Annotated in this window: 24 protein-coding genes; 9 read left to right on the top strand and 15 right to left on the bottom strand. The window is 44.5% G+C overall.

All coding sequences use genetic code 11. From position 1 onward, the window contains the following. Position 1: 1 nt before the first annotated feature. The 8 genes from ACTTJF_RS01285 to ACTTJF_RS01250 all read left to right on the top strand — a co-directional run bounded on the left by ACTTJF_RS01285 (position 2) and on the right by ACTTJF_RS01250 (position 7,621). A complete protein-coding gene (locus ACTTJF_RS01285) occupies positions 2-769 on the top strand; it encodes an ABC transporter ATP-binding protein (RefSeq protein ID WP_442550411.1) in 768 nt (255 codons plus the stop codon). A 31-nt stretch (positions 770-800) separates the two neighbouring features. After that, positions 801-1,622 (top strand): ABC transporter substrate-binding protein, encoded by an 822-nt coding sequence (locus tag ACTTJF_RS01280; RefSeq protein WP_442550410.1) that lies wholly within the window; start codon positions 801-803, stop codon positions 1,620-1,622. Further along, the gene (locus ACTTJF_RS01275; protein ID WP_442550409.1) at positions 1,622-2,395 is read left to right on the top strand and encodes an energy transducer TonB; all 774 of its coding nucleotides are present in this window, start codon (positions 1,622-1,624) and stop codon (positions 2,393-2,395) included. Before ACTTJF_RS01280 ends, ACTTJF_RS01275 begins: the two co-directional genes overlap by 1 nt. Beyond that, positions 2,396-3,619 (top strand): radical SAM protein, encoded by a 1,224-nt coding sequence (locus ACTTJF_RS01270; RefSeq protein WP_442550408.1) that lies wholly within the window; start codon positions 2,396-2,398, stop codon positions 3,617-3,619. After that, positions 3,616-4,125, top strand: a complete 510-nt coding sequence (locus ACTTJF_RS01265; RefSeq protein ID WP_122862729.1) for a flavodoxin family protein — start codon at positions 3,616-3,618, stop codon at positions 4,123-4,125. The genes ACTTJF_RS01270 and ACTTJF_RS01265 overlap by 4 nt, the downstream gene beginning before the upstream one ends. A 288-nt stretch (positions 4,126-4,413) precedes the next feature. After that, positions 4,414-5,247 (top strand): UTP--glucose-1-phosphate uridylyltransferase GalU, encoded by an 834-nt coding sequence (gene galU, locus ACTTJF_RS01260; RefSeq protein WP_122862728.1) that lies wholly within the window; start codon positions 4,414-4,416, stop codon positions 5,245-5,247. Next, complete coding sequence (locus ACTTJF_RS01255) at positions 5,234-6,463, top strand: glucose-6-phosphate isomerase (RefSeq protein ID WP_442550407.1); 1,230 nt, start codon at positions 5,234-5,236, stop codon at positions 6,461-6,463. The genes galU and ACTTJF_RS01255 overlap by 14 nt, the downstream gene beginning before the upstream one ends. A gap of 720 nt (positions 6,464-7,183) precedes the next feature. Then, complete coding sequence (locus ACTTJF_RS01250; RefSeq protein ID WP_442550406.1) at positions 7,184-7,621, top strand: Dps family protein; 438 nt, start codon at positions 7,184-7,186, stop codon at positions 7,619-7,621. Positions 7,622-7,905: 284 nt separating this feature from the next. On the opposite strand, the gene ACTTJF_RS01245 is transcribed toward ACTTJF_RS01250, so the two are convergent. The 12 genes from ACTTJF_RS01245 to napA form a co-directional block, all read right to left on the bottom strand. Then, positions 7,906-9,096: a major outer membrane protein gene (locus ACTTJF_RS01245; RefSeq protein WP_442550405.1), complete on the bottom strand. Its 1,191-nt coding sequence runs from the start codon at positions 9,094-9,096 to the stop codon at positions 7,906-7,908. A gap of 176 nt (positions 9,097-9,272) precedes the next feature. Then, a complete protein-coding gene (locus tag ACTTJF_RS01240; RefSeq protein ID WP_442550404.1) occupies positions 9,273-9,869 on the bottom strand; it encodes a c-type cytochrome in 597 nt (198 codons plus the stop codon). A gap of 48 nt (positions 9,870-9,917) precedes the next feature. After that, positions 9,918-11,093 carry a porin gene (locus ACTTJF_RS01235; RefSeq protein WP_442550403.1) on the bottom strand — a complete coding sequence of 392 codons (1,176 nt, stop codon included), beginning with the start codon at positions 11,091-11,093 and terminating at the stop codon, positions 9,918-9,920. 302 nt (positions 11,094-11,395) lie between these two features. Continuing rightward, positions 11,396-11,863 (bottom strand): hypothetical protein, encoded by a 468-nt coding sequence (locus ACTTJF_RS01230; protein ID WP_442550402.1) that lies wholly within the window; start codon positions 11,861-11,863, stop codon positions 11,396-11,398. Then, positions 11,850-12,485, bottom strand: coding sequence for a hydrogenase-4 component G (locus ACTTJF_RS01225; RefSeq protein ID WP_442550401.1), 636 nt, complete (start codon positions 12,483-12,485; stop codon positions 11,850-11,852). Before ACTTJF_RS01225 ends, ACTTJF_RS01230 begins: the two co-directional genes overlap by 14 nt. A 68-nt stretch (positions 12,486-12,553) precedes the next feature. Next, positions 12,554-12,901, bottom strand: a complete 348-nt coding sequence (locus tag ACTTJF_RS01220) for a chaperone NapD (RefSeq protein WP_298085818.1) — start codon at positions 12,899-12,901, stop codon at positions 12,554-12,556. Further along, on the bottom strand, positions 12,898-13,869 hold the full coding sequence (locus tag ACTTJF_RS01215; protein WP_442550400.1) for a hypothetical protein: 972 nt from the start codon (positions 13,867-13,869) through the stop codon (positions 12,898-12,900). Before ACTTJF_RS01215 ends, ACTTJF_RS01220 begins: the two co-directional genes overlap by 4 nt. Then, on the bottom strand, positions 13,866-14,336 hold the full coding sequence (locus ACTTJF_RS01210) for a 4Fe-4S ferredoxin (RefSeq protein ID WP_314068730.1): 471 nt from the start codon (positions 14,334-14,336) through the stop codon (positions 13,866-13,868). Before ACTTJF_RS01210 ends, ACTTJF_RS01215 begins: the two co-directional genes overlap by 4 nt. After that, positions 14,333-14,851 carry a nitrate reductase cytochrome c-type subunit gene (locus tag ACTTJF_RS01205; RefSeq protein ID WP_314068731.1) on the bottom strand — a complete coding sequence of 173 codons (519 nt, stop codon included), beginning with the start codon at positions 14,849-14,851 and terminating at the stop codon, positions 14,333-14,335. Before ACTTJF_RS01205 ends, ACTTJF_RS01210 begins: the two co-directional genes overlap by 4 nt. Next, positions 14,851-15,642 carry a quinol dehydrogenase ferredoxin subunit NapH gene (gene napH, locus ACTTJF_RS01200; protein WP_442550399.1) on the bottom strand — a complete coding sequence of 264 codons (792 nt, stop codon included), beginning with the start codon at positions 15,640-15,642 and terminating at the stop codon, positions 14,851-14,853. The genes ACTTJF_RS01205 and napH overlap by 1 nt, the downstream gene beginning before the upstream one ends. Continuing rightward, entirely contained in the window at positions 15,639-16,403 is a 765-nt protein-coding gene (gene napG, locus ACTTJF_RS01195) for a ferredoxin-type protein NapG (protein ID WP_442550398.1), read from the bottom strand. The genes napH and napG overlap by 4 nt, the downstream gene beginning before the upstream one ends. Positions 16,404-16,405: 2 nt before the next feature. Next, positions 16,406-19,192, bottom strand: a complete 2,787-nt coding sequence (napA, locus tag ACTTJF_RS01190) for a nitrate reductase catalytic subunit NapA (RefSeq protein WP_442550397.1) — start codon at positions 19,190-19,192, stop codon at positions 16,406-16,408. A gap of 608 nt (positions 19,193-19,800) precedes the next feature. Between napA and ACTTJF_RS01185 the strand changes: the two genes are divergently transcribed. Further along, positions 19,801-20,316 (top strand): ClbS/DfsB family four-helix bundle protein, encoded by a 516-nt coding sequence (locus ACTTJF_RS01185; RefSeq protein WP_442550396.1) that lies wholly within the window; start codon positions 19,801-19,803, stop codon positions 20,314-20,316. A gap of 202 nt (positions 20,317-20,518) precedes the next feature. On the opposite strand, the gene ACTTJF_RS01180 is transcribed toward ACTTJF_RS01185, so the two are convergent. The 3 genes from ACTTJF_RS01180 to ruvB all read right to left on the bottom strand — a co-directional run bounded on the left by ACTTJF_RS01180 (position 20,519) and on the right by ruvB (position 24,332). Further along, entirely contained in the window at positions 20,519-21,853 is a 1,335-nt protein-coding gene (locus ACTTJF_RS01180; RefSeq protein ID WP_442550395.1) for an OprD family outer membrane porin, read from the bottom strand. Between the two features lie 151 nt (positions 21,854-22,004). Next, positions 22,005-23,045, bottom strand: coding sequence for an AI-2E family transporter (locus tag ACTTJF_RS01175; protein ID WP_442550394.1), 1,041 nt, complete (start codon positions 23,043-23,045; stop codon positions 22,005-22,007). Between the two features lie 267 nt (positions 23,046-23,312). Beyond that, positions 23,313-24,332: a Holliday junction branch migration DNA helicase RuvB gene (gene ruvB / locus ACTTJF_RS01170; protein ID WP_442550393.1), complete on the bottom strand. Its 1,020-nt coding sequence runs from the start codon at positions 24,330-24,332 to the stop codon at positions 23,313-23,315. Positions 24,333-24,555 lie beyond the last annotated feature (223 nt).

Raw genomic sequence — 24,555 nt, 5'->3', positions numbered from 1 at the left:
GGTGAAAGTAGAAAAACTATGCTTTAGCTACGGCAAAAAAGAGATACTAAAAAACGTAAATTTAAGCCTCAAAAACGGTCGGTTCGTAGGGATTTTGGGCCCAAACGGCTGCGGCAAATCCACTCTTTTAAAAAATATCCTAAGAATTTTATCGCCAAATAGCGGCGTAATAACCCTAGAAAACAAAAAGCTGGAGGATTATTCGCTAAAAGAGCTGGCTAAAATTTTAGGCTTCGTGCCGCAAAAAACGGTTTTAAGCATGCCTCTAACGGTCGAGGATATAGTGCTAACGGGGCGCTTTTGCCATCTAAAAAGCCAGTTTAGCGGATACGACGCAAACGACGTAGCAAAAACCTACGAGATCATGCGCCTGCTTGACGTAGAGCGGTTTGCCAAACGTAGCGCCCACTCTTTAAGCGGCGGCGAATTTCAGCGAGTGCTGCTTGCTAGAGCGCTAGTTAGCGAGCCAAAGATTTTGCTTCTTGACGAGCCTACGAGCGCGCTGGATCTAAACTACGGAGTTCAGATGCTAAAGATCTGCGAAAATTTGACCGCGGAGCTAAATTTACTCTCCGTAGCCGTGCTGCACGATCTAAATTTAGCCGCTATGTTTTGCGACGAGCTCGTGATGCTAAAAGACGGCGAGATACGCTACGCAGGCACGGCAAAGCAGCTTTATACGAAAGAAATTTTGCATGAAATTTACGGGCTAAACTGCGAAATTTTAGAACACGACGGCATGCCGTTCGTAGTGCCCGTAAAGCGATAAATTTATAAATCAAAATTTGAAAGGATTTTCTATGAAAAAAGTCGCGGCATTTTTACTTGCCATTAGTTGTCTTTTGACGAATCTAACCGCAAATTCGCCCAAAAAGCTAGTCGTGCTAGACCCTTCGGTCGTCGAGATAGTCTATATGCTAGGCGCGCAGGATCAGCTAGCGGCCATCGCTACGCTTCAGTTTTCTAAAATTTGGCCCGAGGATCAAACCGTAAAGCTAAAAAGCGTGGGCACATACACGAAGCCAAATATCGAGCAGATCGTCGAGCTAAAGCCTGATCTCGTCGTCACCAGCTTTCACTCGGCAAACGTAAACGAGAGCCTTGCTAAATTTAACCTAAAAACCCTCACGCTAAAAGCCGATAGCGTCGGCGATATCTACAAAAATATCGAAGAAATCGGCAAAGTAACGGGCAAAGAACAAAAAGCGAGCGAAGTCGTAAGCGAGATAAAATCCAAAATCGACTCTTTTGCAAACAGCGAGGTAAAGGGCAAAAAGATACTAGCGGTATTTTCCTCGACGCCGCTTACGGGCTTTAGCTCAAAGACGCTACCGGGCGATATCTTTACCAAACTTGGACTAAAAAACATCGCCGATAATGTAGAGGGCTCGACTCCGATCGTCTCGACCGAGTTTATCTTATCGCAAAATCCCGACTACATCGTCGTTATCGGCGGCATGGGCGGCGACGGCGACAATTTCCTAAAACAAAATCCTGTGCTTAAAAAAACGACCGCCGCAAAAAACGGTAAAGTACTCACCGTGCCATCCTCGCTGCTGCTTAGAGGAACGCCTCGCATAGGCGAAGCCGTAGATAAATTTTACGAGATGCTAAGCAAATAATGCGCTATTTTCTAGTCTCGCTCGTCTTAAATTTAGCTCTACTTTTTTTGCCGTTAAACTCGCGCCCAATAGAGAGCGCAAAGCCGCAAGAAACGATAAAGATCAAGCTAAATTTGACGCAAGAAGAGCCTAGTAAAGAGACTAGAGAGTATGTGCCGCCTCAAAGCGCAGAGCCATTTGAAAGGCCGCAAGAAACGCAACCGCAGCCGGTCAAATTTGAGCCCGAGCCCGAGCCCGAAATTTCACGACCCGAGCCAAAGCAGGTAGAGAGCGAATCTATAAAACCCAAGGAGGAGAAAAAGCAACCGCCAAAACCGAAAATAAAAAAACAAATCTCGCCAAAGCCCGCGCAAGCGGTAAAAGACGAGCCTAAATTTGAACCAGCACCAGCACCCGCGCCGAGTCAAATTTTGCCCGCCGAGCAAAGCTCGCTGCCTAGCTCAAATTTAACTCCCGCAAAGCAGCCCGCCGCGCAAAATAGCGGCGAAGCAAAAGAGCAAAACGCGTGCAAAGAGGGCGTCGGCTTTACCGTGGCGCGCGAGCCGGAGGCCAAATATCCCAAAAAAGCGATCATGCTGCGGCTAAGCGGGACGTTTAAGGTCGAGGTCGATTTTAAATTTGACGGGCAGATACAAATCGTCGCCGTGCGCGGGAAAAATAAAATCTTTAACGACGAGGCGGCGAAAATAACAAAGGAGTTAGAAATTAAAGCGTTAAAAAATATATCGCACTGTATAATTACCAAACCTTACGAGTTCAAAACGGAGGAATAGATGTTTGAAACCAGACAAAAGGGGCACGCAGGACCGACGCGTCCCAAAAAAATAAAAATGGCGACTAACGCCGAGGTCGAGAAATTTCTAAACGAGGAGCTGCCCGCGCAAAAAGACGGCGTGATCTATATCCACGTGCCTTTTTGCGATAATATCTGCTCGTTTTGCTCGATGAACCGCACGAAGCTAGAGGACGAGCTAGATAGCTACTCACAGTATCTGCTGGGCGAGATCGAGAAATACGGCAAATTTCCGTATCTGCAAGCTAAAAATATCCGCAGCGTCTATTTTGGCGGCGGAACCCCTACGATACTAAAAGAAAAACACCTTGAGCCCATTATCGCGGCTCTGCGCTCGAGCTTTAATATCGCCGAGGACTGCGAATTTAGTCTAGAGAGCACGCTGCATAATCTAAATTTAAGCAAAGTGCGCCTGCTAGAAAGCCTAGGCGTAAACCGCTTTAGCATCGGCGTGCAGACGTTTTCGGACAAAGGCCGCAAACTGCTAAACCGCGTCCACGACAAAAAAGGCGCGATAGAGCATCTAAAAATGATCAGGCAAAATTTTAGCGGCATGGTTTGTACGGACGTTATCTTTAACTACCCGGATCAAACGATAGACGAGGTGCTAGAAGACGCGCGCCTAGTCGATGAGCTAGAGATCGACAGCACGAGCTTTTATTCGCTTCAGCTTTTTGAGAAATCAGAGCTCGCAAAGACGGTCTCGCAGGACTACTACGACGTAAACTACGAGCATAAGCTACACAACGCTTTCTTTGAAAAGCTACTGGGCACGGGCAACTACGAGGTGCTAGAGCATACTAAATTTAACCGCATCGGCCGCGACCGCTATCAGTATATCCGCCTAAGCCACCAAGGCGCCGATATCCTGCCGCTAGGTAGAGGCTCGGGCGGAAAGCTGGGCTACTACGACATCTATAACGCAAAAGAAAAAATGCGTATGATAAACAAAGTAGACGATAAACAGCGCGCCGAGGGACGGCTAAAAAGCCTCTTTATGTACCCAAAAATCGACCTCGCGCAGGTAAAAAGCTTCGTTAGCAACGAGACGTTTAGTGCGCTAATGGAGTTTTTCAAAAAATGCGAAAGCAAAGGCTATATGCACATAGAAAACGGCTTTTTAAACTACACGACGGACGGCGTATTTTGGGGTATGTCGATCGGCACCGAAGTAGCAAATATCTCACAAAAGGACTTTGAATGAAAAAAATAGTTATCTACACGAGCGCGACTGGAAATACCGAGAAAGTCGGTCTTGCCATCGCAAACGAGCTTGGCTGCGAGGCGGTCAAATTTACCGAGGATCTACACCTAAATTTGGACGGTTACGACTTTATCGCGCTTGGATTTTACGTCGATAAGGGCGACGCGGAGCCTAAATTTAAACGCTTTTTACGCGAGATAAAGGGCAAAAAAACGGGCGTATTTATGACGCTTGGCATGGATCCCGAGCACGAGCACGCGATGAACTGCCTAGAAAAGGCAAAAGTCGTGCTACGCGAGGGCGAAAATGAAATTTTACGCGAGTTTTACTGTCAAGGCGCGATCGATCCGAAAGTCATCGAGCAGCTACGCAAAATGGGCGAAGCAGCTCCTAACGACCCGCGCTACGCCGTAACTCCGGAGCGCGAAGCCAGATGGGCAAGAGCCGCAACTCACCCCGACGCAAACGACCTAGAAAATGCGAAGGCTGCGTTTAGAGGGATATAAATTTGACGCCCTCCAGCGGTCAAATTTGCTAGATAAATTCGGCGCATTTTAAACTCATAAATTTGCACCCTATTTTTAGCTTGATTTTAAATTTTACTCACCCAGACTCGTATCTTGAAAGAGCAAATTTGGTTTTTAAATTTGATGGAGTTAAATTTCACATTTTCAAGACTCGGGTCTCGGCCGGCAAAATTTAAATTTAGTCAAATTTGACCGCTCAAAACCGCCCCCAATACTCCAAATAAGCCAAAACTCGCTATAATCTCCTAAAAAATCAAAAGGAAAATTATGATACAAACTTGTTTATTTCCGGCTGCGGGCTACGGCACGAGATTTTTGCCTGCGACCAAATCGCTGCCAAAAGAGATGCTGCCGATCCTCACAAAACCGCTGATCCACTACGGCGTGGACGAGGCGCTAGAGGCCGGCATGAAAAACATGGCGTTTATCACGGGTCGCGGCAAACGCGCGCTGGAGGATTATTTTGATATCAGCTACGAGCTAGAGCATCAGATATCAGGCACGAACAAAGAACACCTGCTCGTCGATATCCGCGAACTGATGGCGCGCTGCACGTTTTCATTCACGCGTCAAGAGAGTATGAGGGGCCTAGGCAACGCCATCCACACGGGCAAAGTCCTCGTGCGAGACGAGCCTTTTGGCGTGGTGCTGGCCGATGACCTGTGCATCAACGAAGAGGGCGAAGGCGTGCTATCTCAAATGGTAAAAATCTACGAGAAGTACCGCTGCAGCATCGTCGCCGTGATGGAAGTACCGATCGAGCAGAGCAAAAACTACGGCATCGTCACGGGCCGCGCGATCGAGGACGATCTGCTGATGGTTAGCGACATGGTCGAAAAACCAGACCCCAAAGAAGCTCCGAGCAACCTAGCAGTCATCGGCCGCTACATCCTGACGCCCGATATTTTCACGATCCTAGAGCGCACCAAGCCCGGCAAGAACGGCGAAGTGCAGATCACCGACGCGCTAAAAGAGCAAGCCAAAGACGGCATGGTGTTAGCATATAAATTTAAAGGCAAGCGCTTTGACTGCGGTAGCGTCGAGGGCTTCGTGCAGGCGACCAATTTCTTCTACGAGCTAGGCAAAAATGCTAAAAAATGAGCTATTTTTCGAGCGTACGCCGCTAAGCGCGATCGGCTCCTACGCCAAACGCATGAACGACGAGCTAAAAGGCGGCGAGATCGGCTACTATCACCTGCCCGAAATCGGCGCAAATTTACTAAGCGAAATCGCCGAGTTTGAAACGACGCTCGCGCACGTAAAAAGCGTAGTGCTAGTAGGTATCGGCGGTAGCAGCCTAGGCGTCAAGGCGCTAAAAACGATGCTTTCAAGCGCAAAAAGGAGCCGCGAGCGAGAGCTTTATTTTCTCGATAACGTAGACGCCTTTAGCTTTGAGAGCGTTTGCAAAAGCATCAAATTTGACGAAACGCTTTTTATCATCTCGTCAAAATCAGGCACCACGATCGAGACGATCACGCTATTTAAGTGCATTTTAGAGCGCTTTAAGCCCTCAAATTTGAGCGCAAATTTTATCGTCATCACCGACCCCGCCTCGCCGCTAGAGACCTACGCCAAGCAAAACGGTATCAAATTTTTTAATATCCCTAAAAACGTCGGCGGCAGATTTAGCGTGCTTAGCGCGATCGGACTCGTGCCGCTAATGCTATGCGGATACGACGCGGCGGCGCTGCTAGAAGGCGCGCGGGCGTGTAAAAAGCGATTTTTAGAGGACGGCGACGATACGCTACTACAAAAAGCCTATCACTACGCGACGCACAAAAACGCCAAGATCAACGTGATATTTAGCTACGGCGATAGGTTTTTGGAGTTTAACGACTGGTACGTACAGCTGTGGGCGGAGAGCCTGGGCAAGAAAAAGGGCTACAAACGCTACGGACTCACGCCCGTCGGACTCATCGGCTCGCGCGATCAGCACAGCTTTTTGCAGCTCATCATGGACGGTGTGAAGGACAAAACGGTAAGCTTCATCAAGGTAGCCGCAGTTGGCGTAAACACGGCGATACCGAGCATTAGCCTAAACGGCCTTGAGGGCTGCGACTTCGTAAACGGGCTAAATTTGGGCGAGCTAATCAACGCCCAGTGTAGCGCCACCATGCATGCGCTCGTGCAAGAAGGCATCAGCGTAGACGTCATCGAGCTTGAGCGGCTAGATGAGGCGAGCGCGGGATTTTTGATTTATTATTTCGAGCTTCTTACGTCGGCTACCGGCATAATGCTAGGCATAAACACCTACGATCAGCCGGGCGTCGAGGTCGGCAAACGCATACTAAAGACGATGCTAACGGCCGGAAAATAAAGGCTGCGGCGTAAATTTACGCAGATTTTGCTTTGCGAAGACGTATGCAAACAAAGCACCGTTAGTCTAGCAATTTTTTGAGCTGTCGGCTCAAATTTGCGGTATCGTCGGCAAATTTGAGTTTAAGTTTGCTGTGGCTTTGTTTTGACAAATTTTAGGCGGAAATTTAATGCGCATCCACCAATACCGGCAAACAAGCGAATAATCTCCGCTGCCCTATACGCTTTTGATTCGTTTTTGCAGTGCTGATAACTCGAGGCGTAAATTTGGCGCGACATTGCGCGATCTTTAGCCTTCGCTAAAGTCGTGCGAATAAAATTTATCAGTAAATTTGCTAGATTTTACTTTTTCGATACCGCTGGTTTGATCATAAATATTATTTGGCAAACGCATTTATAGACGAATTTAACAGCTTCTACCATATATCATCCTATAATTTGCAATAAAAATTTCTAAACTTTTACCCTCTAATCACCAAAACCTCCTCTCTAGATATTTTGGCATATTTAGTGAAATTTAAAAACCAACCAAAGAACATGCCCCTATTCCATCCAGAAAGATTTTTATGCCCCGTAGCAATCTTTATCAACACTTGACGAAGTAATGTATTCTAAATCCTCAAAAACTCTTCACAAACAATAATTTTTATTATTTGCAAATTATTTTTCTTTAAGTTTTTTGTGCTATAATTTCACCATAAATCAAATCAAAGGAGACAAAATGTCAAAAGTTGTTACCCAATTAAATCAAATTCAGGCCGACGCTCACGCGTTATTCGTTAAATTTCACGACTACCACTGGTATGTAAAAGGTATTCAGTTCTTTAGCGTACACGAATACACCGAAAAAGCTTATGAGGATATGGCAGAGATATTCGACGATGTCGCTGAGCGCGCTATACAGCTAGGCGGCAGAGCTATAACAAAGATGGAAGAGCTAAACAAACTAGCGCATCCAAAAACCGATAATAAGGATAGTTACACTCCAACCGAGGTCCTAAAAGGTGTTTTAGCTGAGTACGAGCATCTTTTGGGCGAGTTTAGAAAGCTTGAAGAAGTAGCCGACGAAGCAAAAGACAGCACAACTGTAGCTATGGCGCAAGATAAAATCGCAAAATACGAAAAAGCTATTTGGATGCTAAAAGCTACTTTAGCTTAATTTTTGGGGCGCAAGCCCCTCTCTTCTTTTTTATTCTTTTCTTTCAAATTTTAATCTCTACAAATTTTGGTATTTTTAAAAAATTAGCAAAATTATCAATATGTAAAAATTAAATCAAATTTAGGCCATAGAAAGAGTCAAATTTGGATAAATTGAAATACGGACATTTGCACTTAGTGCCACAAAAAAATGGAAATCCAAAACTACTTTGAAGAATACAATAATAAGCGTGCAGAAAATTATAAAAAGAAGAATATCTCGGGACAAGCCCGAGATATTTAAAATTAGAATGTGTATTTAGCTTGGAATCTTAGCTGTTTTGTCTTGTCTTTTGAAGCGTCTTGGTGCTTGTTAACCTCATACGCATAGAAGCTTGAGAACTGAAGCTTAGCACTGTAATCATAAGTTAGTCTGGCTACATACTCTTGATATTTCTCTTTATCACCCGAAGCAAGCTTAACTTTACCGTTAGAGTAATCGCCGCCCACTCTAAATTTCTCAGCAAAAGTATATCCAGCTTTTAAGAACCAGAAATTTGCTTTACCCTCAAGAGCAGTATAGTCAAGAGCAGATTTTATCTCACCTACATCTATAAATGAACCTTGATCCTCCAGGCTTACAAAACCTTTAGCTTTGTCGTGAACCTTGTAGCCTATATAACCTGCAGCTACATCAGCGCCAAATACTTTCGTACCCAGCTCTGTTGCATAAAAGTCTGTATCTTTGTAGTCTGTACCAACATTACTATCTATATCAGCATGTGCATATTGAACTTGAGCACCGATATTTACATCATCAGTAACATTAAGGCTAAAGTTTACGTCACCTACCATGAGGTTAACAGAATCAACTAAAGATGCGTACCATAATTGAAAGCTTACCGGATCATAAGAACCGATAGCAGCTACTGCGTAAAGGTTATTATTGAAAATTCCAGGAAGGAAGCCATAGATATTACCATCACTTTCGCTATTGTTTTCTAACGCATCAAATGCAAGTGCTGTTAGTGTTAAACCAGTAATATCTTGGTTTTCAACCCTAAGACCTGTACCAACAGCATCATCGGTAAAGAATGAGCCGATCTCTTGTTTACCTGCAGTTATTGTAGTGTTACCTGTTTTGTATCCTAAATAAAATTCTTTTACATTGAATGGGCTAGTGGTGTTAGTATTGTCCGCTCTATTGTCGGCACCGAAAGCGGAGCTATCTGATGAATTATACCTAAGAGTCAAAACGCCAAAGAAATTGTCATCAAGAGCAGCTTTAAAAGAAAATTCTGATTTAAATTGATGATGTGCAACAGTATTGTCTTTTTGCCCAGCACTATCTTTGACAGCAATATTATTATATCTATATCTAGCATATCCTGATAGATCTACATTTTTAATAGCTTCTTCAAGCGGTGTAGCGCTCGCTACAGTTGAGAAAGCACCTAGTGCAACCAAAGCTGCTAATGAAATTTTAGCAATTTTCATTATTTTCTCCTTAAGAAAGATTAAATATTTTAGAATACTAGCATAATATAACCTTTGGTAAGCTTAAAAATTTAGCTTTTGGGCGAATTATTACCAAGCATTTACCAAAATATAATATAGGGATCAAATTTGTAGCAAAATTTTAGAATGCCGAGTTAAATCAACTCGGCAAATTTCTATTTTAAGTAGCTTCCCTGTGTAGGGGTAGTGGAGACGTCAGTATTTTCCTGTGTGCCATCCTTATACAATAAAGCGTCCTTGCCTTTTAAAAAAGCAATGATAGCCCCAAGATCCTTATATGTAGTTTTTGCAGCAACGGTTTTCATTAAATTTCTCATGTTTCCACCATAATCAGAATCGTTTAGATAGCCCGAAAAAGCAGCCTCTATATCCTCCGCACTTATTTTGGTTAACTTTTCAGAAGTGCCATAAGCTCTTTTATTTCCGTCTTCGCCGTGGCAAGATGCGCAGTTTTTGGCATATAGCTCGCGACCTTTTTCTACACTATATTTTCTTTTACCATCTACGCCGATATTTAAAAACTTACCGCTGCTATCAGTTTCGGGTGCTTTTTCATAAACATTTATACTTATATTTTCGTCTTTAGAATATTTTTCTACCAAGCTTTTTAGCTCTTTTGCAAATTCGCCTTTTGCCTCAAATATATAGCTCGGCTCATCAGCAGCATTTAAAGAAAAAGTAAAAAGACACGCTAAAAGCGAAAAACGCATAAATTTCATAAAAAACCTTTTTGATAAATTTAAAAATCCCAAGCAAATGGAAATTTGCCTGGGATTATAGCATAAAACGAGCTTTTTTGATTAGAAGCTGTATTTAGCTTCAAATCTTATACGATCGTGTTTATTTTTGTTATTTCCGTCTTTTTCTTTAGCTGCCGCATAGAATGTAGAGAAGTTAAGTTTTTTGCTGTAAGCGTAGCTACCACCCGCATTCCACTCGTTTCTATCAACTCTTTTTAGGTATTTATAACTATAGCCTTTGCCATCGATATAGTTAGCATACAAGCCAAATTTGTCAAATTTGTATGATGCGCCAACAAACCAATAGTCGTTTTTATCTTGAATATTGTTGTAGTATTGAGCACCACCATTCATTACAGAGTTAAGAAGTTTACCTGGGTTAATTAGCTTGGCATTATCTTCGACTGTTACGAAAGATTTTTTATTGTCATCAGCCTTATAGTAAATATAACCTGCATTTAGGCCAACTCCAAAAAATCCTACATCGCCCTTAGCTGCAAAGAAATTTGCATCGCCAAAGTTATTATCGTCTGATTCGTTATGGACGTATTGCGCTTGTAATCCCAATTTTACAGCCTCTAAGTCAAATTTTAAAGCCGCATCTGCTGCAAATAGGTTTGCAGTATCCTCAAGATACGCCCACCAAGCTTTGAAATTTAGAGGATCATAGCTTCCCATTGCGCCTACACCATAATAGTTAAGGCTTTTTGAGCCTGCCAATCCTGATAGTAGTTTACCGTCGTAATCAATATTGTCGGTTTCAAGAGCGTCGAATGCAACACCGACCAAAGTAAGGCCTGAGATATCGGTATTCTGCACTCTTAGACCGGTTCCAACCAAGTCATCGTCAAAATATGTTTTGGCAAATTGTTTACCGGCTGTTATTGTGGTATTACCTACGTTATAGCCAAGATAAAATTCTCTTACGCCAAATGAGCTTGTTGTATTTGTCGTATCAGTGTTGTGACCAGAACCGTCGTTTGCAGAGTATCTTAAGCCCAACACACCAAAAAAGTTATCGTCAAGAGCGGCCTTAAAAGTACCCACAAATCTAAAGTTGTGAGCTGCTTTTGTCTCTTTTGCATCATTTACTTTTAGCTTATTGCCCGTATATCGATATCTAGCAAATCCTGAAAAATCTACGTCTTTAATAGCTTCTTCAAGCGGAGTAGCATTTAAAGTAGAGAAAGCGCCTAGCGCAACCAAAGCAGCTAAAGAAATTTTAGCAAGTTTCATAAGTTCTCCTTTATAAAAGTTTTATAGGCATAATTCTAGCACAAAAGCGGCTGCAGTAAGCTTAATAGGAAAATTTAACATAAATAATGGCAAAACTTGTATATATCAGGATTTTTGAGGTTATTTTTGATACTTGATATTACCAAAATGCAAATACTATCAGCAAAGCTTAAATACAAAAACTAAATTTTAATGATTTTTATGAGAAAAAAGATAAAAAAGGGGACGCACATCCCCTTCTTAAAAGGAGTTCTAACTTTGATTGCTTGTAAGAATTATAAAATATTTCGGTAAATCAACGGCTAATCAAAGCTGATATTTTCACTTTTCGGAACGTCGATTAGGATTTTTTTATTGCTTTCTTCTTGCTGCGGGCTTTTTGCAGGACTTGGACTTTTAATTTTTGGCGTTTTCTTTACTTTGTGCGTAACGTGATGCGTTCCGCTTTTTATGAGTAGCATCTCGGTAACGAATCCACCCGAAACTCTTGCATAGACGGTATCTCCGCTAGAAAAGTAAAATTTATCCGCACAGTATTTGCCGCTAGGCAGTTTGCCGTTTAATACGTCGATTGATTTTATATCGTAGCAGTATCTGCCGCCGTCATAGGTCACACTTGATATCACGCCGCGTAAAGAGCCTTTAACTGGCGCAGGTTTTTGTACGACTGGTTTTTGAACGATTTTTGGCGCCGGTTTTTTCTCAAAAAATGCGCAACCGCTAAAAACCAGCAAAACGGCGGCTAAATTTAAAAACTTAAGCCTGAACACTAAGGACGTTCCCACCGAGTTCGGCTATTCTTTTATCTACCGCTTGCGTCGCTTTTTCTATCGTTTTTTGCGAAATTTCAGGCAGTTTACCGCCCCAAATTTTCTCAGCCTCTTTAAAGCCCCTCAGCATACCTTCTTTTCCGGCTTCGAGCTTTTGCAGGTCGTCTCCTGCAGCGCTAATAATAAAATTTGAAATCCTATCAGCAGTGTTTGCGATACCGAAAAATCCATTCTCGCTCACTAGATCACTGGCTTCGCTTTGGCTTAGTTGCGTTATAGGCTTGCCCTCGTAGCCGATAGATTTAAAATCGACGCCGGACAAGATATCGTTTAGAGAATTTATGCTTTTGTTTTGAGCGCCGAAAATGTCGCTAAATTTTGCAGAGCCATTAAAGGCCGAAACTTGAGATAAGAAATTTGAACTCGAATTTGAGTCCGCTCTAGCCTGAAAATGCGACAAATAGCTATTTGTTAGCTGCTTTGCATCGATATTTGCGTAGGCTTCTTGCATCCTTTTTATATTTTCATTTTGATCTACGCTTGCCGTGTTTTGGACGTTTTGCACGTCATAGCGAAGTTGCAGGATGTAGGGATTTTGGCTTAAACCGTTGATGCTTTGCATTTTTTATCCTTTAAATTTTATCCATATTATATATCGTCAAATTTAGGATAAAGTTAACGGGTAAAAATTTATTTTACCCTATCGCCGACGTGGCCGTTGTATACAATGTCCTTGGCATCGATGTTTTCGTCGAGTAAAATTTCGCTTATCTTGCCGCTTTTTTTAATGCTTTCGATATCTTGTTGCAAATCCTCTTGATAGCTGTATATCATCGCGGCTCCCGAGACGCCCTCTACGCCCTCTAGCGCCTTAAAGAGCTCTATCTCGCCGTCTAAATTTTCCGCGCTCATCACGACTACGATCTTGCCGTCTTGCGCGGCGATGACCTCGCAGCCTTTTACTTGTTCGATTCTTTTGGCTACCTCGGCGGCTTCGTTTCCGTCTTTGGTATATACTATCGCACTTGATATGTTCATTTTACGCTCCAAAATTTAACCTCTTTTTCGTACGCGACGCTGATTAGCCTGCCGTTATCGGAGAGATAAATTTCATTTAAAATTTGCTGTCCGGTTTTTACGGTCGCGAGTTTTGTTTTGCTTGCGATGTCGTAGACCAGGATATCGCTCTCTTCGCCGTTCATATACGCTAGCGTTTTGGCATCGTCGCTAAGCCCAGTCGCATAAACGATAAAATCGGACTTAAAATAGCTCATCGAGCCGTTAAAAACGCCTGCTTGTTTGTCGATGCAGCCCACGGCTACGACGTCATTTTTGTAGTCGATATCGTACATGTTGTCTTTAAAGAAATTTAGCGTTTGCTCGGTTTGGCGAGTTTTTAGATTATAGATATAAATCACGCCGCTTTCGGCTCCGATAGCGATTTTGTCGCGGGTTTTGTTGATTTCGAAATCAACGTAAAGCGCGATAGAAAATTTATGTTTAAAGACCGCTTTTTTACTCTCTAGGTCGATGTAGTAAATTTCATTGCCGAAATCCGACACTACCGCCGTTTTTTCATCTATGAAAAAGGCTTTTTTGGCGGATTTGTTGGCTAGGTGCATATTGCTAACCTCGCTCCAGCCGTCATTTTCTTTTCTAAAAACGTACAAATAGCGTTCGTTGTAGTCCATCTCGGTTAGAACTAAAAGCATATCGCCCAGGCGGTCGATGCTAAAAATTTTTGCTGGCTCTTCGTCGCTAAAGTGCGTTTTGACCGTGCGAAATTTGATCGGTTCTAAAAATTTATCCGCCTTTATGTCATAGATATCAAGCTCGCTACCGTCCGTGCCTAGATATAAAATTTCATCTATCAAATTTGAGCTTATCACGTTTGCGCCCGCTTTTATGACCTTGTCCGCTTGCGAGATCTCAAGCGGTGCCGCCGCTAAATTTGCGGTCAAATTTAAGCAAAAAATCGCCGTAAAAAATAAAATAAATTTTCTCATAACGCCTCCATTTTGATACTATTCGCGAAGCAAACTTCCATACATTGCGCACAGCCCGTGCATTTTTGATTTACGCTTGGGCGAAAAACGCCTAAAAAATCGATCGCTCTAAATTTGCAAACGTCCTGGCAACTACAGCAAATCGTGCCGTTCCACGCAAGACAGCTATGCACGTCGATAAAAATTTTAGCTTCTATAATAGCCGCGAATTTTAAATTTAAAACCTCTCGTCCCGCCTCCTCGCAAGCAATCGCGCACTCTTTACAAAAGTTGCAACCCAAGGACTTAAATTTAAAATTTACTCTCTCGTTTTCAAAACTCAAAAGTTCTCTATGACAAGCGCTAACGCAAGGCGCTTCGCAATCAGCGCAGTTAAATTCGCCGCAAAAATAAGGCGGCGCGATAAATTTTTGAGCGGTTTTGCCGCCCAAAAATTTAGTAAATAGTTCGCGTCTGGATACGCTCACCTAACGCCTTCGTTTAGTATATCTAGAAGGTTTGATCGGTGTTGCGCGTCTTGCTGACGGCTAAAGTCAGGCTTAAAGTTGTTTTTCACGCGCGGTTTTACTTTGGCTTGCGGAACGTGGCAAGTCGTGCAGTCGTAGCGGTCTTGGCTTAGCTCGCCGCCTTTGTCTTTGTTAAACCTCATGCTGTAAAGGTGAGATTTAGGGATCGGCGTAGCGCCTACGTCTTTCGCGACTTCAGGCATATGGCACGTAACGCACATATTGTTGTCTTTCGTGATAGGAAGCAGATCCGCGATATCGTGCGGGATTAGCGGAGGCGCGTTCTCGAAAGAGCGCTCGTATTTTTGCGCTTCGCCCGGCATCGGGCTAGTCCAGTTAATATCCGCTAAAGTCACGTTCTCGTCAGTAACTTCGGCGGTTCTTAAGCCTGACACGTCGCCGACGCTAGGGTTATTGCAGCCGATGAGTAGTGCAGCGGCGCAAACGACTCCAAAAATAAGCTTATTAGCTTTCATTAATTTCTCCTTAAATTTCTTATATTAAATTTGAGCGCGTCGTCGTCGCAAACGTCGATACAGCGTCCGCAGCTAATGCACTCGCTAGATTTTATAAATCCGCTTTGCTTGCCGATGATGCCAAGCACTTGATTTTCCGGGCAGATTAGCTTGCATTTCATGCAGTTAGTGCAACTAGCCGCATCGTGCTTTACTCTGATAAGGGCAAATTTGCCGGCTATCGCGTAAAAAGCGCCCAACGGACAAAGCTTTGAGCAGACTAGTCTATCGCCGATAAACGCGTCTATCGCAAACACTCCAAACGCCACGAATAGCCACAGCGTGCCGCCGTAGATGACGCCGCGCTGAATAATGCCGATAAAACTAATGCCCTCAAACGCCGGAGCCGAAGTGACCAACGAGATAAAAAGCGTAAACCCTAAAACGTAATATCTCGCGCTTCGCGTGAAATTTACGAATTTTTTATCTTTGTCGTAGCCAAGCTTTACTCTGACCCAGCGAGCCGTTTCGGTGATGATATTTACGGGGCAAATCCAGCTACAAAAGGCTCTAGGAGCGATAAAAGCATAAAAAGCTAGTATTATCCCCGCTCCTAAAACGGCGGTAGAGCCGATAGAAAAACCCGCTAAAAACAGCTGCAAAACCGCAAACGGATCGCTAAGCGGAACGACTCCAAATAGCAAAGACGAGCTAAGATTGCCTTGTAAAATTTTAACTCCGTAATAGTTACTCGCAAAAAATAGAACCAAAATCAAAATTTGACTTATTCTTCTTAAAATCAAAAATTTCATAGCAAATCTCCGCCGTTTAGATAGTCGTTTAGCTTTTTATCATCGCCTTTAAAATCTTTCGGCGTTACGTCTTTTAGCTTTTTATCTTGCCCTTCGATCCAGCCTTCGACATATTGCTCATTGCTAGATCCCAGCCCTATTTCGCGCGGAAGTACGAAAATAGAAGCCTTAGGCGTCACGCAAACTTGCTCGCACATACCGCAGCCCGTGCAATAATCGGCATCTACGACCGGTTTAAAAAACGCATGCTTTTGCGTTCGCTCGTTGCGAACGTATTCAAGCTTTAACGCCTTGTCTATCAAAGGGCAAGCGCGGTAGCAAGCGTCGCAGCGAAGTCCCTCGTAAGCGATGCAGAAATTCGGATCCAGCACCGCGATACCCATTTGCGCTTTGTTTATATTTAGCTTGCCGTTATCCTCGCTCACTAGCTTCGTATCTAGCGCGCCGGTCGGGCAGGCGACCGTGCACGGGATATCCGGACACATATAGCAAGGGATATTTCGCGGAGTATAAAACGGAGTGCCGTAAGGCAATCCGTCGTCTAAATCCGCAAGCTTAAGCGTATCCCAAGGACAGGCTTCTACGCAAAGCCCGCAGCGTATGCACTCGCTAAGGAAATTTTTCTCCTTTAAAGCACCCGGCGGCCTGATGAGTAGAGTTTGGGCTTTAGCCGTCGTTTGCGTACTCCAGATAAAGCCGCCCGCGAGAACCAAACTAATCGCTTTTAACCCAAATTTTAAAGCCTCTCTTCTATTTTGCATTATTAAGCCTTGTAAATTTTAACCGCGCATTTTTTATAGTCGGTCTCTTTTGATAGCGGACAAGTCGCGTCAAGAGTAACTTTGTTAATAAATACGTTTTCATCAAACCACGGTACATAAATAAGACCCATAGGCGGTTTGTTTCGTCCGCGTAGATCTAGTCTTGCTTTTACCTTGCCGCGGCGAGACTCGACCCAAACTACGTCGTTATGCTGTAAATTTAGCTTCTGCGCGTCACCCTCGTGCATATAGCAAAGAGCTTCCGGAACGGCGCGGTAAAGCTCCGGAACGCGCATAGTCATCGTTCCTGAGTGCCAGTGCTCCAAAACGCGGCCCGTGCATAGCCAGTAAGGATACGTAGTATCAGGCATCTCGCAAGGATCCATATAAGGGCGGAAGAAAATTTTGGCTTTATTAGCGATAGAAAATTTCTCGTCTCCGCTAGTTACTTTGGTCAAATCGCCTTTTTGCAACTTGGCTTTTTTATTGCCGTAGAATGCAAACTGCTTGCCATCCTCGGCAAATTTCTTCGCGTACGGATCGTATTTGGCGTTAAATCTCCACTGAGTTTCTTTACCGTCTACGACAGGCCATCTTAGGCCGCGCACTTTGTGATATGTATCAAAGTCGGCTAGATCGTGTCCGTGACCCGAGCCAAATTTGCGGTAGTCTTCCCAAAGATATTTTTGAACGAAAAATCCATAGCCCTCAAACACTTTGCCGTCTGAGCCGACTACTTTTCTGCTGTCGCCAAAAACTTCGGAGTTATCGAAATCCTCCATTATCGCGTCTTTTGCAGGATAACTCTTAGCCTCTTCGTTTGCAAAAAGCACGTCAAATAGCGTATCTTCTTCGCTATAACCCATGGCTTTTGCCTCGTCTAGCACGCTTGGGAGCGTTAGCTTATCGTCCACTTTTTGTTCGCCCCAGACCTCTTTTAGCTTAAAGCGCTTAGCAAATTCCAGCATTTGCCACGTGTCGCTCATCGCTTCGCCTACCGGAAGGACTTGCTGACGCCAGTGCTGCGTTCGGCGCTCGGCATTACCGTACGCGCCCCATTTTTCGTAAATCATCGCAGTAGGCAAGATTAGATCGGCAACCTTAGCCGAGATGCCCGGATACGGGTCTGAGACGATGATAAAGTTATCCATCTCTCTAGCGGCTTTGATCCAGTGGTTTGCGTTTGCGGTGTTTTGCCACGGGTTATTTACCTGCACCCACGCCCATTTCATCTTTCCGTCTTCCATATCGCGCATCATTTTTACGTAGTGGGAAGCGACTTTTGGATTTAGCGTATTTTTAGGCAGTTTCCAAATTTTCTCGCTTATTTCGCGGTGTTCGGCGTTATCTACGACCATATCCGCAGGCAAGCGGTGAACGAAAGTACCGACCTCGCGCGCCGTTCCGCACGCGCTTGGTTGTCCGGTTAGCGAGAAAGCGCCCTCGCCCGGTTTTGCTTGTTTGCCAAGTAGCATATGCACCATATAGGCTTGCTCGTTTACCCAAGTGCCGCGTTGGTGCTGGTTAAAGCCCATCGTCCAAAAGCTCACTACTTTTCTGCCTTTTTCGATGTACCAGTCGGCTAGTTGCTTTAGTTTTTTCTTAAATTCTTCCATATCCTCGTTCGGATCGCCTTTTATTAGCGGAGCTGAGAAATCAAGCGTATAAGGCTTAAGAGCTTCTTTAAATTCCTCAAACGTGATTTGCCAGTGTTTGCCCGCGGTAGCCGTATTTTTATTTTCCATCACGTCGCCCTCTTTATAGCCTAGATAGCCCAGAGTCACGCCCTCGTTTTTGCTTAGTTTCTTATGAAGCTCCGTCTCTACGACGTCTTTTTCGTTTGAGTAGTTAGGATGATTTGGATTATTTCTAAGCCCATAACCGATATCGGCAGGTCCCGTCGCAAATACGCAGTGGCTATTTACGTAGTCCCAGTCGATGGCTTCGGGATGATTATAAACGATCTCGTGAGCGATGTAGTTCCAGATAGCGACGTCGCTTGAAGGAGCGAAAATAATCTCGGAATCGGCGATATTTGACGTTCTAGTCGAATACGTGCTTAAATTTACTACCTTTACGCGCTCGGGATTGCTTAGCTTTTTATCGCTTACGCGCGCCCAAAGTATCGGGTGCATCTCGGCCATATTAGCGCCCCAAGCCACGATAGTATCGGTTAGCTCTATGTCGTCGTAGCAGCCCGCAGGCTCGTCGATACCGAAAGTCTGCATAAATCCGACGACCGCAGACGCCATACAGTGGCGAGCATTCGGGTCTATGGAGTTGCTTCTGATGCCCGCTTTCCATAGTTTGACGGCTGCATAACCCTCTAAAATAGTGTATTGACCCGAACCAAAAACGCAGGCTGAGTGCACGCCGTTTTTAGTCATGGTTTCTTTGTATTTTTCGGCCATGATATCAAAGGCTTTTTCCCAGCTTACCGGCTTAAATTTGCCCTTTTTGTCAAATTCGCCCTTTTCGTTTACGCGCAAAAGCGGCTGAGTGATACGGTCCGCGCCGTACATGATCTTGGCGTTAAAGTAGCCCTTGATGCAGTTTAGGCCGCGGTTTACCGGCGCTTCAGGGTCGCCCTTGACGGCTACGATTTTGCCCTCTTTGGTTGCGATCATTACTCCGCAGCCCGTTCCGCAGAACCTACATGCGGCTTTATCCCAGCGCCAGCCCTTTTCGGCGGCGTTTTGCGCAGCTGCCATAGAACTAGGCAGTGCTATACCCGCGCTTGCGCAAGCAGCAGAAGCGGCGGCGCTTTTTATAAAATCTCGTCGATCCATTTTCTCTCCTCGTTTATTTTTTAAGATAGTTCTTAAAAATCAGGCGGATATTAACCGTTACAACCTAAATTTAAGTTGATTAAAAATAACTAATTCTTTAGCAATATTTGGTATTCAAATTAAGACGAAAATTATCCTTATTTCGCCTATTTTAAGGCTAGCTCACAAAACTGCGGATAAATATAAAATTTTATATTTACAAAACTTGATATGCTTTTTGATAACAAAACCCATAATATCTCAGAAACTTTTTTTAAAATATAAATTTAACGTGTAAATCCGTAACAATTTTAAGACATAAATATAAATTTTTATATCTAAGTTCAAAACTACTGCATATTTTTAATTTTAAGCCTTAAAAACGGCTAAATTTAGGCTAAATTATCAAAGGTATAAAATTTATTAAAATTCAAGACCGTAAAACTCGCAAATTTGAAATTTGATCAAATTTGAGCTATATATTTAAGTTTTATTTTTAATTTTTAAAATATAAATATAAATTAAATTTTGCCTTTGATATTTTTCGTTTTTGGCGATACCCGCATCTTTAAAGCACGATTTCAAAAAACGCGGTGTATAATTCGGTCAAATTTAGCCAAGGAAAAAACATGCCGCGACCGACGAATAAAATAGACCTACTAAACGCTTCGGAGGCAAATTTTAAAAAACTTTTGTCGCTAGTTGAGAGCATGAGCGAGGCGCAGCAAGAGGCTAAATTTGACTTCGAGGATAGAGATAAATGCGTCCGTGACGTGCTCGCGCACCTTTACGAGTGGCACTTGCTTTTGATAAATTTTATCCAAAAGAATTTAAGCGGCGAGCGGACTGCGTTTTTACCCGAGCCTTATAACTGGAAAACATACCCGCAGATGAACGCGCAAATTTGGCGTAAGCACCAAGATACGCCGCTTTGTGAGGCTAAAGCGCTACTAGCGCAAACTCACGAAAAAGCAATGGCGCTTACGGCAAATTTTAGCGACGAGGAGCTTTTTGCGCGCGGGCATTTTGATTTCACCGGCAATCTAAATCTCGCCTCCTACGTCACCGGCAGTACCTCATCGCACTACGACTGGGCGATAAAAAAGATAAGAAAACACAAAAGAAGTCTAAAATCCGGCTCGTGATTTGCCGCTTTAGGGGTCAAATTTGATTACCCAGTCAGTAAACTGCAAAATTTGCCATAAAAGTCAAATTTGCGTACTTCAAATTTACGGCTTACATCAAATTTATACGGGTTTTACGAGGCTAAATTTACGCCTCAAACGCAAAAAATAAAATAAAAAAGAAGTAGCGGACGCGTCAAATTTGCGTCCGCGTGGCTAAAAGCTAGTTTAGAAGGTTAAATTTGTATCCGAGTTGTAGCCAAAGCTCGTTGTTGTCGGTCTTTCTAACGGCTCCTCTGGTATCAAAGTTCTTTCTTTCAAGAGCCGTGTAGGTGACGCTTGCGCTTAGCCCCTTGACCCACGGCATATCGTAGCTAGCCTGCGCCGCCCAGCCTTGGACGTTCATATGCGTGTTAGCCGCAGTCGGACCGGCGTTGCGGTGAGGGGCGTCTTGTCTGCCTTTTACTAGATGTAGTTTTGCTTTTAAGCCCTCGGCGCCCGCGTCTTTAAAGTCGTACTCAAACAAAAGCTTATGCGTATTCATACCCGCATAGCCCGTAAACACGAAAGGCCCGCGGATAGGAAGCAGCGTGTATGAGCCCGGGCCGTTACCTAGACCAAACGCCAAAGCGTCGTTGTCGCCGACGGTCGTATAGGCGTAAGAGGCGCTAAAGCCAACAAAATCATAAATCCCAGCCCTTAGGCCGATCATATTTCCGTCGTAGTTTAGATCCTCCAGCCCTCTTGTGGTGCGAGAGCCCTTGTACATCGCGTCAAAACCGAGCTTAAAGTCGCCTACCGGTACTTTATAGTTAGCCTCGGCTAGGTAGAAGTTGATGTCGCCTTGCAGCGCGCCGCGCCTAAGGTCGGTCACTCTAGCGTATGCGCCGGTTAGTTTTAGATTCGGGATGCCTTGATTTATGACCGCGCCGGTAAAGATATTGTCAAACTCATACGCCACGGGTCCCATGCCGCCCACTACGACTCTATCTTTAAAGTGCGGAGCGCGCCCCTCTTTGCCGCCTGCTACGACGGCGCTTCTGCCTTGAAATTTATAATACCAGCCTCCGATCAATGCGGTGTTTGGTATGTCTTTATTTACGATCGTTAGACCCTCAAACGCCTCTTTAAACGCGCGCGTCGGATTGCCCGCTACTAGCGGAGTGTTTACGTATTGACGGCCGAATTTTATATCGGTCTGCCCTATGCCGTAGCCTAGGTATGCCTCAGACATTACCGCGCCTTGCGTTCTCCACTCTTTGTCGTATAGAGTGCCGCTTTTTCTCATGCTGTTAAACGGCAAGAAGTTGCCCTGCCCCGTAACGCCGAGCCTAAAGCCGTAAAACGGATCGGTCACGTAGCCAAGCTCAAGCTGTATAGACGTCATCTGCTCGTCGTGTATCGGCGCGCGCTCGTCTTTTTGATCCACGTAGGTAGCCTGGATCTTACCCGCTAGTTTTCCTTTGGTAAACGCCTCCCCAAACGTATCGGCTGCGTTTGCGGCGCCCAAAAAGCCAAGCGCCAAAACGGCGGCTAAACTTAGTTTTGCTAGTTTCATAAAAACTCCTTGGTTAAATTTAGCAAATTTACGTTCCGCAAATTGAATGCGGAACATTAATTTTTTTATTTAAGGATTATAGCACAGAAAATAATAAAATTCGTGTTAGATTTGTGATATTTGCTAAAAATATCGCCGATTTTAGGCAAATTTACACGACCGAGTGCTCTTTAAGCAATGTATAAAGCTTGATAGTCGAGATGAAAAACGTCACGATCGCAGGTCCCAAGATAAGCCCCCAAAAGCCAAACGTCGAGATGCCTGCTATCATCGAGAAAAACAGCAGTAGCTCATTGATCTTGGTCGGGATTTTTACGAGTTTATCGTTGATAAATTTAATCACGATCGGCTTTAAAAACGTATCTGCGATGATAGAGATCACGACGATGGTATAGACGGCGATGACGATCGCGGCCGCGGTGTTGCCGTTAGCAAACTCGTAAAGGCTGATCGGTCCCCACGCGAGCAAGCCGCCAACGACCGGCACGAGCGAGGTAAATGCAAAGAGTATGCCCATCAAAAAGCCGTTGTAGCCGTACGAAATCGTGATGATAGCAAAAAGACAGCCCTGCAAAATCGCGTTTAAAACGATAGAGTAAAGCACGACGCTCATGACGTTGGCCACTTCGCTTAGGATAAATTCGCTCTCGCTCTCCTTCATCGGAAGCGCGCTTTTTAGGTAGCCCACGAGCTCGCTACCGTAAAGCACCGCAAAAAAGAAAAACACGAGGATAAAAATCATATCGATGAGAAATTTAACGCTTGACTTGCCGATGCCGCCAAGGCTAGAAAGCACATTGCTAGATATCGCTCCGACGTCGATGTCTGCGATCATCTCTTTGATTTTGGGCTCTAGAAATTTGATCGGTTCGGGTAGCTGAAAATTCCCGCTTTGAAAATAATTTAGCGTGTTTGTTATGTAGCCGGTGTTAAAGTTTGCGGCGTGCTTGGCGATCTCGATCACGGCGTACAAAAGCGGCGCGATAAATAGCGAAAATAGCGCTAGCGTCGTAAGAGCCGCCGAGAGCGTCCTTTTACCCTTCGTTAGCTGTAAAAATTTGACGTTGACATTTGAGGTGGCGACCGCGAGTAAGGCGGCGATAAAGATGTTTAGCAAAAACGGCTTAAAAAGATACACCACTAGCGCCAACGCGCAAAGAGCGAAGATACCGAAAAACACTCGATTATTCATTTTTTTCCTTTTGAGGGGCTTATTATATCAGATTTTGCGGGGTTTTGCGGACGGGCGACGCTTGGGCGCGGTAGTCTTATGACGGCTGATAAATTTGAGGCGAAATTTGAGAGGGTTAAATTTCGCAAGCGCCTTTAATCCGAACGCATAGCAAAAATACGGTCAAATTTGACGGCTAAATATCCAAACGGCGGCAAATTTGAAAACTCAAATTTGCTTGGATAAAATTTAGCAAAAAGCGACCATCGCAAAAGAGCCGAATTCGCCTCACTCCTCAAAGAGTCCCTTTTGCACATCTCCGTCAAATTTAAGCTTAAACACCTCGTAGGCTTTGGCGCTAGCTAGCCTGCCTTTTGCCGTACGCTCGATGTAGCCGTTAGCGAGCAGATAGGGCTCGATCACGTCCTCGACCGTGCCTTCATCCTCGCTTAGAGCCGCTGCGATCGTGCTTAGCCCCATCGGGCGACGTTTGGCGGCGAGCAGGATTTCTAGGTACTTGATATCCATCTCGTCAAAGCCGATGTCATTTACGCCAAGCGCGTCCAGAGCCTCTTTGGCGCGAGGTTGCGAGATGATCGCTTCGTCGTTTACCTCGGCGAAGTCTCGTATGCGCTTTAGCAGCCGCAGCGCGATCCTAGGAGTAGCGCGCGAGCGAGCGGCGACCTCTAGAGCGGCTGGTTTTTCGCACTCTTTGCCAAGCTTTACCGAGGCGATCTGCACGATACGAGCCAGCTCCTCTCTGGTATAAAACTGCAGCCTAAAATCCATCCCGAAGCGATCCCTAAGAGGCGCCGAGATCATACCCGCGCGCGTCGTAGCGCCGATGAGCGTAAATTTAGGCAGGTCGATCTTGATAGTCTGCGCCGCAGGTCCCGAGCCGATGATGATGTCTAGGCGAAAGTCCTCCATCGCCGGATACAGCACCTCCTCGATCGCGGGACTTAGGCGGTGTATCTCGTCGATAAACAGCACGTCGCCCTCTTGGAGGTTGGTTAGCACCGCTGCTAGATCGCCGCTTTTTTCTATCATGGGCGCCGCCGTCATCTTGATGCTCACGCCCATTTCGTTTGCGATGATGTGCGCCAGAGTCGTCTTACCAAGGCCCGGCGGTCCGTAGAAAAGCACGTGATCCAGGCACTCGCCGCGCTTTTTGGCAGCCTTTATAAATACGCCTAAATTTTGCTTGATTTTTTCCTGCCCGATGTAGTCCTCAAAGCGCGTAGGGCGCAGCGACACCTCAAAATCGTTTTCGAAGCTTATTTTTTCTATTTCGACTATTCTATCCATTTTTTCGGCTCTGTTTTTCGTAAATTTGCCGCATTTTACAAAATTTTGGGTAAGTTTTGGCTTTGGGCTCGGTTTAAACTAGGCTTCGCATTCGGAGCTAAATTTAAAAAAACGGTGTAATTAAAATTGAGAGAAAAGAATTTATTTTTAAAACCACGACGCCAAATTTGACGCCATAAGGGTCAGGGTTTTAAAACCGTACAAAGCAAATTTTACCATGTAC

This window comes from Campylobacter sp. (assembly GCF_052170435.1).
Taxonomy (GTDB): Bacteria; Campylobacterota; Campylobacteria; order Campylobacterales; family Campylobacteraceae; genus Campylobacter_A.
Note: the sequence above shows the minus strand (reverse complement) of the source record. Positions and strands in the feature narration are given on the sequence as shown.

What these genes read in the sequence shown, in the direction of transcription:
- ACTTJF_RS01275 (WP_442550409.1), top strand. Translation starts at nt 1,622, where the DNA reads ATGCGCTATTTTCTAGTCTCGCTCGTCTTAAATTTAGCTCTACTTTTT.
- napH (WP_442550399.1), bottom strand. Translation starts at nt 15,642, where the DNA reads ATGAAATTTTTGATTTTAAGAAGAATAAGTCAAATTTTGATTTTGGTT.
- napA (WP_442550397.1), bottom strand. Translation starts at nt 19,192, where the DNA reads ATGGATCGACGAGATTTTATAAAAAGCGCCGCCGCTTCTGCTGCTTGC.
- ACTTJF_RS01265 (WP_122862729.1), top strand. Translation starts at nt 3,616, where the DNA reads ATGAAAAAAATAGTTATCTACACGAGCGCGACTGGAAATACCGAGAAA.
- ACTTJF_RS01280 (WP_442550410.1), top strand. Translation starts at nt 801, where the DNA reads ATGAAAAAAGTCGCGGCATTTTTACTTGCCATTAGTTGTCTTTTGACG.
- ACTTJF_RS01180 (WP_442550395.1), bottom strand. Translation starts at nt 21,853, where the DNA reads ATGAAACTAGCAAAACTAAGTTTAGCCGCCGTTTTGGCGCTTGGCTTT.
- ACTTJF_RS01255 (WP_442550407.1), top strand. Translation starts at nt 5,234, where the DNA reads ATGCTAAAAAATGAGCTATTTTTCGAGCGTACGCCGCTAAGCGCGATC.
- ACTTJF_RS01235 (WP_442550403.1), bottom strand. Translation starts at nt 11,093, where the DNA reads ATGAAACTTGCTAAAATTTCTTTAGCTGCTTTGGTTGCGCTAGGCGCT.
- ACTTJF_RS01245 (WP_442550405.1), bottom strand. Translation starts at nt 9,096, where the DNA reads ATGAAAATTGCTAAAATTTCATTAGCAGCTTTGGTTGCACTAGGTGCT.
- ACTTJF_RS01185 (WP_442550396.1), top strand. Translation starts at nt 19,801, where the DNA reads ATGCCGCGACCGACGAATAAAATAGACCTACTAAACGCTTCGGAGGCA.
- ACTTJF_RS01205 (WP_314068731.1), bottom strand. Translation starts at nt 14,851, where the DNA reads ATGAAAGCTAATAAGCTTATTTTTGGAGTCGTTTGCGCCGCTGCACTA.
- galU (WP_122862728.1), top strand. Translation starts at nt 4,414, where the DNA reads ATGATACAAACTTGTTTATTTCCGGCTGCGGGCTACGGCACGAGATTT.
- ACTTJF_RS01215 (WP_442550400.1), bottom strand. Translation starts at nt 13,869, where the DNA reads ATGAGAAAATTTATTTTATTTTTTACGGCGATTTTTTGCTTAAATTTG.
- ACTTJF_RS01220 (WP_298085818.1), bottom strand. Translation starts at nt 12,901, where the DNA reads ATGAACATATCAAGTGCGATAGTATATACCAAAGACGGAAACGAAGCC.
- ACTTJF_RS01270 (WP_442550408.1), top strand. Translation starts at nt 2,396, where the DNA reads ATGTTTGAAACCAGACAAAAGGGGCACGCAGGACCGACGCGTCCCAAA.
- ruvB (WP_442550393.1), bottom strand. Translation starts at nt 24,332, where the DNA reads ATGGATAGAATAGTCGAAATAGAAAAAATAAGCTTCGAAAACGATTTT.
- napG (WP_442550398.1), bottom strand. Translation starts at nt 16,403, where the DNA reads ATGCAAAATAGAAGAGAGGCTTTAAAATTTGGGTTAAAAGCGATTAGT.
- ACTTJF_RS01225 (WP_442550401.1), bottom strand. Translation starts at nt 12,485, where the DNA reads ATGCAAAGCATCAACGGTTTAAGCCAAAATCCCTACATCCTGCAACTT.
- ACTTJF_RS01250 (WP_442550406.1), top strand. Translation starts at nt 7,184, where the DNA reads ATGTCAAAAGTTGTTACCCAATTAAATCAAATTCAGGCCGACGCTCAC.
- ACTTJF_RS01175 (WP_442550394.1), bottom strand. Translation starts at nt 23,045, where the DNA reads ATGAATAATCGAGTGTTTTTCGGTATCTTCGCTCTTTGCGCGTTGGCG.